This window comes from Methylobacterium sp. FW306-05-D (assembly GCF_058782155.1).
In genome coordinates this window covers 109,596-119,883 of record NZ_JBYSXL010000006.1, presented here as the reverse complement: position 1 = coordinate 119,883, position 10,288 = coordinate 109,596, and the positions used below count along the sequence as shown (strand labels likewise).

Below are 10,288 nucleotides of genomic sequence, written 5' to 3'. Positions count from 1 at the left end.
GGGCGGGGTGTCCCGGTGGGTGTCGGGGTGGATGCCGTGCGGCATCCGGGCCGGCCTCGTTCGCGGTGACGTGCCACTTCGCGCGACCCGTCGCGTCAGCCGTCCCGTCGATGCCCGTCTCCACCCGCGCGTCCCGCCCCCGCCTGCTCCCTCCGGCCGCGCCGCGCGGTCCGGTGACGGCTGCGCCGTGGACGGAGGCGCGCAGGGCTCCCGTCAGCGATTGTAACGTTATAACATTCGCTTTAGTGGAGACGGCACTTCGGCGCCTGCCGATGCCCGCGCGCCTTTCCGGTTGTCCCATGCCCGTCGCCCCGATCCCGCTCCCCTCCGCGAACCGCCGCCGGCCGCGCCGCGGCCATGCCCGGCCCCGTCACCGGGCCTGGCCCCTCCTGTCCCTGTCCCTCGCGGCCCTGTTCGGCGGCCTGCTGCCGATGCCGGCCGGCGCCGAGGCCCCGGAGGCCCAGCCGGCCGTGACCCTGGAGACCCTCGAGGTCGCGGGATCGGGACGGGGCGGGCCGCCGCCGGCCGAGGGCCTCAACCTGCGCAGCCCCGGCCGCAGCGCCAGCCGCCTCGGGCTCACGCCCCTGGAGACCCCCGCCAGCGTCGACGTGATCGCGGGCGAGACCACCCGCCTGCGCGGCCAGAACACGGTTGCCGAGGCCGTCACCCAGAACGCCACCGGCATCACCACGGTGGCGGCGCCGGGCAACGGCAACGGCGCCTTCACGGCCCGGGGCTTCGCCGGCCCGAACTCGATCCAGCAGCTCTACGACGGCACCCGCCTGTTCGTGGGCGCCGGCACCGTGACGTTTCCCTTCGACACCTGGAACGTCGAGCGCATCGAGGTGCTGCGCGGGCCGGCCTCCGTGCTCTACGGCGACGGCGCCATCGGCGGCGTGGTCAACGTGGTGACGAAGAAGCCGCTGTTCACGCCCTTCAACGAGGCCCGCGCGGCTCTCGGCTCGGACGGGCTGGCACGCCTCGCCCTCGATTCCGGCGGGCCCATCGGCGAGGCCCTGGCCTACCGCCTCAACGTCAGCGGCAACCGCGCCGAGGGCTGGGTCTCGCCGGACGGGAGCTTCCGCAACCTCGCGGTCTCGGGCGCCCTGACCCTGCAGGCGACGCCGGACCTCGCATTCACCCTGAGCCATGATTTCGGCTACCAGGAGCCGGCCCGCTACTGGGGCACGCCGCTGGTGAACGGGCGCATCCTCGAATCCCTCCGGTTCAACAACTACAACGTCCGCGACGCCCAGATCCTCTGGACCGACAACTGGACGCAGCTGCGCGCCGAATGGAGCCCGAGCGCCGACGTCACGGTCCGCAACACCGCCTACCGGCTCCAGAGCCGGCGCCAGTGGCGGGACGTCGAGCAATACGCCTTCAACCGAGACACCGGGCGGATCGACCGCTCCGACTATCTCGAGATCTACCACCGGCAGGAGCAGGTCGGGAACCGCCTCGACGCCACCTTCCGCGGCACCCTGTTCGGGTTCCGCAACGAAGTCCTGGCCGGGTTCGACGTGAACCACATCGCCTTCCGGCACACCAACAACTTCTTCTTCGACACCAGCACCAGCGTCGATCCCTTCGTCTACGACCCGGGCGTTTTTCCCGCCGAGGGCCGGGCCCGGCCCGCCTACGCCACCAGCACCTCCCAGGCATCCGCCTTCGCCGAGAACCGCCTGATCCTGTCCGACCAGGTCTCCCTGCTGGCGGGGGTGCGCTACGACGCGCCGGTCCTCCACCGCACCGACCTCGTCACCGGCGCCGGCTTCGACCGCGACTTCCGGGCGCTGAGCTACCGCTTCGGCGCCGTCTACAACCCGACGCCGCTGCTGGCGCTCTACGCCCAGTACGCCACCGCCACCGACCCGGTGGGCAGCCTGATCTCGCTCTCGCAGAATCTCGCCAACTTCCGGCTCTCCACCGGCGAGCAGGTGGAGGTCGGTGCCAAGGGCGTCGCTCTCGACGGCCGGGCGGAGTGGACGCTGGCCGGCTACCGCATCGTCAAGGACAACCTGATCTCGACGGTGCCGGGCCAGCCGACGCTCGCGACCCAGGTCGGCCGGCAATCCTCCCTCGGCGTCGAGGCGGCCCTCAGCCTGCACCTCGCCGAGGCCTGGCGCATCGACGCCAACCTGGCGCTGCTGCACGCCCAGTACGACGACTTCAATCAGGCGGTCGGCGGCGCGGTGGTGTCCTATGCCGGGCGCCAGCCCATCGACGTGCCGGAGCGCGTCGGCAACCTCTGGGTCAATTGGGCCTTCGCCCCGGCCTGGGAGGCCCGGGTCGGTCTGCAGCACGTGGGCGAGACCTTCAGCGACTTCGGCAACCAGGCCCCGCGCCCGGCCTACACCCTGGTCAATGCCGGGCTCGACCATCAGGTCACGCCGGACTCGCGCCTGTCGCTGCGCGCCTACAACCTGTTCGACACGGTCTACGCGATCAGCGGCAACGCGGTGAACGGGGTCGGCACCAACTGGCTTCTGGGCCGGCCGCGCTCCGTCGAGATCGCCTACAGCGTGCGGTTCTGATGCGGCTGAAATCCCTGAAGCGCTGGCTGATCCTCGGCCATCGCTGGCTCGGCATCGCCACGGGGCTGTTCCTCGCCGCCTGGGTGCTGTCGGGGCTGGTGATGCTCTACGTGGCCTTCCCGGCCCTGACCGAGGCCGAGCGCCTGTCCCGCCTCGCGCCGATCGCCTTCGACCGGGTCCTGCTCGGCCCGGACGAGGCCCTGGCGCGGGCGGGACTCGAGGCCGCCCCCGGCGACGTGAGCCTGTCCATGCGGGGCGGGGCGCCGGTCTACCAGGTCACCGCCCGCGATGGCGCCCGGCACACGGTCTCGGCCGAGACCGGGCAGGCCCTCGGCCCCCTCGACGCCGAGGCCGCCCGGGCCCCGTTCGGGCCGGGCGCCACCGTGCGGGCGGTGACCCGCGACCAGTGGACGGTGCGCGACCGCTACGACCCGCTGCGGCCCTTCCACGTGGTGGCGCTGGGCGACGACGCCGGCACCGAGCTCTACGTCTCGGCCCGCACCGGCGCGGTCGTCCTCGACACCACCCGCCGGGAGCGCCTGTGGAACTGGCTCGGGGCGATCCCGCACTGGTTCTACCCGACCCCCCTGCGGGCGCGGGGCGAGCTCTGGCGCGGCAGCGTGCTGTGGGTCTCGGGCCTCGCCACCGCCGGGGTGCTCAGCGGCCTCGCCCTGGGGATCTGGCGCCTGCGCCTGCGCCGGCCCTACGCCTCCGGGGCGGTGACGCCCTATCGCGGGCTCGCCCGCTGGCACCACCTCCTCGGCACCCTCGGGGGCCTGAGCCTCCTCGCCTTCGTCGCCAGCGGCTGGCTCTCCATGAACCCGAACCACTGGTTCTCGCCCCGCACGCCCCCGGCCCCGATGCGGGCGGCCTATGCCGGGCCCCCGGCCCCGGTCGCGCGCGCCGCCCTCGACGGCCTGGCCCGGCCGGGGATCGTCGAGATCCGGTTCACCCAGGTCGACGGCCGGCCGGTGCTGGTCGCCGCCGAGGCGGGCGGCCGCCGGGTCGCGGTCCCGGCGCCCACGGAGGCGACCCTGCGCGCCGCCGCCGCCCGCGCCCTGCCGCAGGCCCGCCTCGCCGGGGCCGAGACCCTGACCGCCTACGACGCCTACTGGGTTGCCCACCACGACACCCGGCCGCTGCCGGTCCTGCGCCTGCGCTTCGACGACCCGGCCGCGACCTGGCTCCACATCGACCCCGAGACCGGCGCGCTCCTCGACCGCCTGGACGCCAGCGGCCGGCTCCAGCGCTGGCTGTTCGAGGCGCCCCACCGCCTCGACTTCGCAATCCTGTTCCAGGCCCGCCCGGCCTGGGACGCGGTGATGTGGCTCCTCAACGGCCTCGGCGCCACCATCGCCCTCTCGGGCGTGGTGCTGGGCTGGCGCCGCCTGCGGCGCACGGTGCGAATCGGGTAGGGCGGGCCCCGGCCGGCCCGGGCCCCGCGATGTCGCACGATGCAACCGGACCGGGCCCGGCGACTTGACCGGCCGGGCGCGACGGCGCGCGCCGGGAGGGATGCCAGCCATGTCCGGAACCGAGATCCGCCTCGCCCTCGACGCGATCCCGATGGGGGGCATGACGGAGGGCACGGCCGGCGACGACAAGGTGCTGTTCGTGCGCGACGGCTCCGGCGTGCGGGCGTTCCAGGCCAGGTGCCCGCATCTCGGGGCGCCCCTCGCCAAGGGCGAGATCTGCGGCGGACGCCTCTACTGCCCCTGGCACAAGGCCGCCTTCGCGCTCACCGACGGGAGCCTGGAGGAGCCGCCGGCCCTCGAGGCCCTGACGCGCTATCCCGTCCGCATCGAGGGGTCCGAGGCCGTCGCGACCCTGGCGCCGGAGCCGGCGCCGAAGACGATGGCGGGCGCGCCCGTGGAAAGCGTGCTCCTCGTCGGCGCGGGCGCGGCGGCCGTCGCCTGCGTGAAGACCCTGCGCCGCGAGGGCTATGACGGCCGCATCACGATGGTCGGCCGCGAGGCGCACCCGCCCTACGACCGGACCAAGCTCTCCAAGCAGTTCCTGGCCAAGCCGACCCCGCCCGAGAAGACGTGGATCGAGCCCGATTTCGACCGGGCCAACCGGGTCGAGCGCATCACCGCGGAGGTCGCCCGGGTCGACCCCGCCCGGCGCAGCGTCACCCTGGCGGACGGCCGCACCCTGACGGCCGACGCGATCCTGGTCGCCACCGGGAGCCGGGCGGTGCTGCCGGACTTCCCCGGCCGGGACCTCGACGGGGTCTTCACCCTGCGCAGCCTCGACGACGCGGTCCGCCTGAGCGAGGCGGCGGGCGAGGCCAAATCGGTGGTCGTGGTGGGCGCCGGCTTCATCGGCCTCGAGGCCGCCGCCTTCCTCAACAAGCGCGGGCTCTCCGTCACCGTGCTGGCCCGCGAGGACGTCCCCTTCGCCAAGCGCTTCGGCGCGGCGGTGGGCGCGGCGCTCAAGCGCTACCACGCCGGCACCGGCGTCGCCTTCGCGACCGGCTCCGTCGCCCGGATCGCCGGCACCGGCCGCGTCGAGGCCGTGGAGACGGAGGACGGACGGAGCCTTCCGGCCGACCTCGTCCTCGTGGGCGCGGGCGCCGCGCCGGAGACCGGCCTGGTCGCGGGCGTCGCGCCCGACGACAGCGGCGGCCTCCCGGTCGGCGGCGACCTCAGGCTCGCGGAGGGCGTCTGGATCGCGGGCGACATCGCCGCCTTCCCGGAGGCGGCGAGCGGCGAGACCGCGCGGATCGAGCATTGGCGCCTGGCGCAGCAGCACGGCACGCACGTGGCCCGGGCCATCCTCGGCCGGGGCGGCGCCTTCGCGGGCGCGCCGTTCTTCTGGAGCAACCAGGGCGACAAGCGGCTTGATTACGGCGGCTACGCCAAGGGGTTCGACCGGATCGTCCTGCAGGGCGACCCCGACGCCCTCGACTTCATCGCCTACTACGTCACGGGCGACCGGGTGACCGCCGCCTGCAGCATCGGCCGCAACCCGGCCTTCACCGCCTTCCTCCACCTCCTCGGCCTCGGCCGCCTGCCCCCGGCGGCCGCGATCGAGGCCGGAGCGGACCTGCCCGCGCTGGCGCGGTCGAGCGGCTAGGCCAAGCCGCCCACCACGCAGGTTGGCGACGCCGCCAGGGCCGGGGCTCCGGCGTTGGCGGCCCCCGCGAGCCGCAGCGTGCGTGCCGCGCGGTTCGAGGGCCAAGTCTCGAAGGCCAAGTCTCGAAGGCCAAGTCTCGAAGGCCAAGTCTCGTGGGTCACGTCTCGAAGGCCCCGTCTCGAGGGCCACGGCGCGCGCACCGGTCGGTTTCCACCCCGCCGCCCGGGTGCTATCAGCCACCCAGGGCAGAGCGCGGGATCGTCCGGTCGCGCTGGCCACGGAGGGGTGGACGCACCCAGCCGTCCGCTACCGGGCCGACGACCGCGGCATGGATCTGGATTCGCTCACCGACTGCCTCGTCGGTTCCGAAGCTCGGCTGGACGCCCTGGCCGAGTACGGCATCCTCGATACGCCGCCGGAACCGGCCTTCGACGGCATCGTGCGCCTGGCGACCCGGCTGTGCCGGACCCCCGTGGGTCTCGTCAGCTTCGTCGCCGCCGACCGCCAGTGGTTCAAGGCGCGGCGCAATTTCCCCCATTGCGAGACCGACCTCGACCGCTCGGTGTGCAAGTTCGTCCTCGCCGAGCCCGACGTGCTCGTGATCCCGGACCTCACGGCCGATCCGCGCACCGCCGCCAATCCCCTCGTCACCGGCGCGCCGCGGATCCGCTTCTACGCCGGCGCTCCGCTGCGCACGCCCGAGGGGCAGGTCCTCGGCTCGCTCTGCGTGATCGACACCGTGCCCCGGCCCGGCGGGCTGACCGGGGACCAGATCGAGGACCTGCGCACGCTCGCCGCCCAGGTCGTCACGCAGCTGGGCATGCGCCGTGCCGTCCAGGACCGCGACACGCTCCTGGCGGTCCAGCAGGCCGAACTGCGTCGCGCCCGCCGTCTCGACGTCCTGGCCAAGACCTCGGCGGCGCTGCTCCTCACGGACGACCCCACCGCGGTTCTCGAACCGATCCTCACGGAGGGCGCCGACGTGCTCGGGTTCGACCGGGCCCTGCTCTACGACATCGCCCCGGACGGATGCCACCTGCGCCTGTCCCATGGCGTCAACATCACGCCCGACGCGCACGCGCTCCTCAAGCGCCGGGCCTTCGGCGATCCGACCTGCGGGGTCGTCGCCGCGACACGGCGCCCGGTGATCCGGACCGCCATCCAGGCGGGCGACGAGGCCCAGGACGCCCTCTCCCGGCAGCTCGGCTTCGACGCCTATGCCGGCTTCCCGGTCGTCAGTCGGGGCGAACTCACCGCGGTGATCGCCTTCGCCTCGACCCGGGTGCCGGTCTTCGACGGCGAGGCGCTGGCGTTCTTCGAGACGCTGGCCCGCCTGATGGCCGCGGTCTACGACCGCCTGGACGGCGAGGCGGAGCTGGCCGAGGTCGGGGCCTACTGGCGGAGCCTGTTCGAGCGGCTGAGCGAGGGCTTCATCGTCGGCGAGGTGGTCCGCGACGCCGCGGGCCGGGCGACCGACTGGCGCTACATCGAGGTCAACCGCGCCTGGGGCGACCTCCTCGGCATCGATGCCCGTTCCGCGACGGGCCGCACGGTCCGCGAGGTGTTCCCCGGCATCGAGGAGGCCTGGATCGACGAGTTCGTCCAGGTGGTCGAGACCGGCGAACCCGTGGCGTTCCTGCGCCGGGTCGGCAGCCTCGACCGCTGGTACGAGGGGCGGGCCTTCTCCGTCGGCGGCAAGCGGTTCGCCGCCCTGTTCCTGGAGGTCACCGACCGCGTGCAGGCCGAGGCACGCCGGGCCGCGCAGCTGGCCCTCGGCGACCGGCTGAGCAACCTGACCACGACCCCGGAGATGACCCGGGCGGCCACCGAGATCGTCGGGACGACGCTGGGGGTCACCCGCGCGGGCTTCGGCCGCGTCGTGGGCGACGTCGAGTACGTCGATATCGAGCCGGACTGGACGGCGCCCGGCCAGGGCAGCGTCGCCGGCCGGCACCGCTACGATGATTTCGGCGACATCCGCGCGCCCCTGCGGCGGGGCGAGCCGCTGGTGGTCGACGACGTGGCGACCGACCCGCGCACCCGCGCCGATGCCGCCCTCTGGCAGTCCTTCGCGGTCAACGCCTTCGTCCACATGCCGGTCCGCGAGCGCGGACGCACGGTGGCGGTGTTCATCGTCCACGACGTCGAACCGCGCGCCTGGCTGGCCGAGGACCTGGCGTTCCTGCGCAACGTGGCCGAGCGGCTGGAGGCGGGCCTCGCCCGGGTGCGGGCGGAGGAGGACCAGCGCGTCCTCAACCAGGAGATCTCGCACCGGATGAAGAACACCATGGCGATGGTGCTCTCGATCGCCACGCAGACCCTGCGGAGCGTGCCGGACCGGGCGCCGGTGGAGGCGTTCGAGCAGCGGCTGCACGCGCTCGCGACCGCCCATGACGTGCTGCTGCGCCAGACCTGGACGGCGGCCCCGGCGCGGGACGTGGTCGAGGCCGTCCTCGGTGCGGCCGGGCAGGGCGACCGGGTCGAGGTCTCCGGGCCGGACCTCGACCTCGGGCCGCGGGCGACGCTGTCGCTGTCGCTGCTGCTGCACGAGCTGGCGACCAATGCGGCCAAGTACGGTGCGCTCTCCGCCCCGGAGGGACGGGTCCGGGTCGCGTGGCGCCTGGAAGGCCCCGACGCGGAGCGCAGCGTCGTGCTGGACTGGGTCGAGCGCGGCGGGCCGCCCCCGGTGGCGCCGGCGAGCTCCGGGCGCAAGGGCTTCGGCTCGCGCTTGATCCGCATGGGCCTGGACGGAGCCGGAGACGTCGACCTCCGTTATCCCCCCGCGGGGTTCGAGGCGACGATGCGGGCGCCGCTCGCCCAGCTGCAGCATGCTTGAGGAGGGGCCGTGGGCGCACGATCGGACGGGCCGCCGGCGCGGAGGGGCGCCGCGCTGGTGATCGAGGACCAGCCGGTCCTGCGCATGCAGGCCGTGGACCTGGTGGAGGCGGCGGGCCTCGAGGTGCTGGAGGCCAGCGGGGCGGACGACGCCCTGCGGCTCTTGGAGACGCGCCCCGACATCCGGCTGGTGTTCTCCGACATCGATCCGACGGACGGCGGGGACGGCCTGGAGCTCGCCCAGGCGATCCGCGATCGCTGGCCGCCGGTGGCGATCATCGTCGTGTCGGGCAAGCGCATCCCCGAGCCGCACCGCCTGCCCGCCCGCGGGGTGTTCTTCGCCAAGCCCTACCGGCCCGAGGCGGTGATGGCGGCCGTGCAGCGGCTGGTCGCAGAGGTCCGGTAGGCCCGCGCCGACGGGCCGTCGGTGTCACGCCACCCCGCCGGGAGGCAGGTGCCGGATCGGAGGCGCGTCAGCGCGATGTTAGGTAGCAAATTCGCCTGAGTGCTGGGTGCCTACTCCCAGTCGCCATAGCCTTCCTGCCATGGCAGGTCGGAGGGGCTTTTGTAAAACTTTTCCGGCTCCACGCTCAGGCAATAGGTCTCAGGATTATCGGCGGTGGCTTCAAGCTGCCGAGCGACCCAGATCATGGCTTCCTCGCGGCTTCCAGCCAGCTTCGAGCTTCTAGACCCGGTGTGCCGGTTCTCGATTTTGATCATGCATCCGGCCATACCTGAACCCCTGCTCTGCCTGATCCGTCTGGCGGCACATATGATGTACAAGCTGGATATTCTCGGCCGTGTTCCCGTCTACTGGGTCAGCCCAAACCAACTCCGACCCCTTCATGTCCATCAACTCGCCGCACATCACGCAGCGTCCGCCTCCGCGCCTTGTGCTTCACTGCCTGGCGTACCGCGCTCCTAGTACATCAGACGAATGAACAGGCGTCGCCGGAGCGCAAATAGCAGGCCCGTATCGCTCCTGGCCGCGTCCGTCACCATGCGCCTCACATCGGCCAACAGGGCATCAGCCCTAGAGACTTCGCCTCTCGTTAGACGTCTTCTTAGCATGAGAAGGCCTCTCTCTGATGCACCCAACTATCAGCGCGCACCGCGAGTGTGCCGTGATTAAACCAACAGGCTGCGAACATTTCGTGCGCTCGCTATATGTTCGCGCTCTATCATGCGTCTGAAGATGCAATGTTGAAGGGCATCAGAAGGCATGCTATATGACGATTCGGAGGATCAATCGTGTCGGCTGTCGCAACCTTTTTCGGGCTCCTTGAACAGGCTGGCCTTGCTCACAAGAAGCTTCTCGACGAAGCGTATGAGAGAGGGCGTGAGGTTGGTCGCGCTGAGGCAATGGCTGAGTTCAAGGCGCGCTTAACGGGGCTGACTGATACTCTCACCGGTATGGGATCGAGCCCAGCGGAGTCAGATCAATCGTCTGATCATACTGGCAGCTGGTCACAGGAATCGGGGGCTGAAGACAAGAAGCGAGCGACGCCGGGTAGTGTGAAGCCTACGATCCACAAACTGGTTGTCGAGCGGCCTGGCCTTTCAACGCGAGACCTTCAGCGACTTACGGGCTTTAAGCTGAACAGTATTCGGGGAACGCTCTGGACGCTTCAGCAGGAAAAGGTGATCGAGCGTCGCGCGGATGGTATCTATCCCGTCGCTCCCAACAACGCGGTCGAAGCAGACGCCGATAATGGTGATGCCGAGGCTCAAACGAACGAAGCCGCAGGCGAGATGTCCATTGGGGACGCGCCTACGGCTTCTGTTAAGAACGCTCAACCGAGCGTTTTTGACTAACCCTGACCGTGGCTCGCAAACCA

Annotated in this window: 7 protein-coding genes; 6 read left to right on the top strand and 1 reads right to left on the bottom strand. The window is 72.0% G+C overall.

Annotated features, from left to right (window positions below):
* The first annotated feature begins 431 nt into the window (after nucleotides 1-431).
* The 5 genes from AC3WLN_RS04540 (at nucleotide 432) to AC3WLN_RS04520 (ending at nucleotide 8,856) form a co-directional block, all read left to right on the top strand.
* Nucleotides 432-2,537, top strand: a complete 2,106-nt coding sequence (locus tag AC3WLN_RS04540; RefSeq protein ID WP_492479885.1) for a TonB-dependent receptor — start codon at nucleotides 432-434, stop codon at nucleotides 2,535-2,537.
* Nucleotides 2,537-3,952 carry a PepSY domain-containing protein gene (locus AC3WLN_RS04535; protein ID WP_492479875.1) on the top strand — a complete coding sequence of 472 codons (1,416 nt, stop codon included), beginning with the start codon at nucleotides 2,537-2,539 and terminating at the stop codon, nucleotides 3,950-3,952. Before AC3WLN_RS04540 ends, AC3WLN_RS04535 begins: the two co-directional genes overlap by 1 nt.
* Nucleotides 3,953-4,061: 109 nt before the next feature.
* Complete coding sequence (locus AC3WLN_RS04530; protein ID WP_492479873.1) at nucleotides 4,062-5,615, top strand: FAD-dependent oxidoreductase; 1,554 nt, start codon at nucleotides 4,062-4,064, stop codon at nucleotides 5,613-5,615.
* 328 nt (nucleotides 5,616-5,943) lie between these two features.
* Entirely contained in the window at nucleotides 5,944-8,451 is a 2,508-nt protein-coding gene (locus tag AC3WLN_RS04525) for a GAF domain-containing protein (protein ID WP_492479871.1), read from the top strand.
* Nucleotides 8,452-8,460: 9 nt separating this feature from the next.
* Complete coding sequence (locus tag AC3WLN_RS04520; protein WP_492479869.1) at nucleotides 8,461-8,856, top strand: response regulator; 396 nt, start codon at nucleotides 8,461-8,463, stop codon at nucleotides 8,854-8,856.
* Between the two features lie 110 nt (nucleotides 8,857-8,966).
* Here the strand turns inward: AC3WLN_RS04520 and AC3WLN_RS04515 are convergent, their stop codons facing one another.
* On the bottom strand, nucleotides 8,967-9,170 hold the full coding sequence (locus tag AC3WLN_RS04515) for a hypothetical protein (protein ID WP_492479867.1): 204 nt from the start codon (nucleotides 9,168-9,170) through the stop codon (nucleotides 8,967-8,969).
* Nucleotides 9,171-9,701: 531 nt separating this feature from the next.
* Here AC3WLN_RS04515 and AC3WLN_RS04510 point away from each other — a divergent pair.
* The gene (locus AC3WLN_RS04510; protein ID WP_492479865.1) at nucleotides 9,702-10,265 is read left to right on the top strand and encodes a hypothetical protein; all 564 of its coding nucleotides are present in this window, start codon (nucleotides 9,702-9,704) and stop codon (nucleotides 10,263-10,265) included.
* The last annotated feature ends 23 nt before the right edge of the window (nucleotides 10,266-10,288 follow it).

Coding starts and splice junctions, on each gene's coding strand:
- AC3WLN_RS04540 (WP_492479885.1), top strand. CDS start 432: ATGCCGGCCGGCGCCGAGGCCCCGGAGGCCCAGCCGGCCGTGACCCTG.
- AC3WLN_RS04535 (WP_492479875.1), top strand. CDS start 2,537: ATGCGGCTGAAATCCCTGAAGCGCTGGCTGATCCTCGGCCATCGCTGG.
- AC3WLN_RS04530 (WP_492479873.1), top strand. CDS start 4,062: ATGTCCGGAACCGAGATCCGCCTCGCCCTCGACGCGATCCCGATGGGG.
- AC3WLN_RS04525 (WP_492479871.1), top strand. CDS start 5,944: ATGGATCTGGATTCGCTCACCGACTGCCTCGTCGGTTCCGAAGCTCGG.
- AC3WLN_RS04515 (WP_492479867.1), bottom strand. CDS start 9,170: ATGATCAAAATCGAGAACCGGCACACCGGGTCTAGAAGCTCGAAGCTG.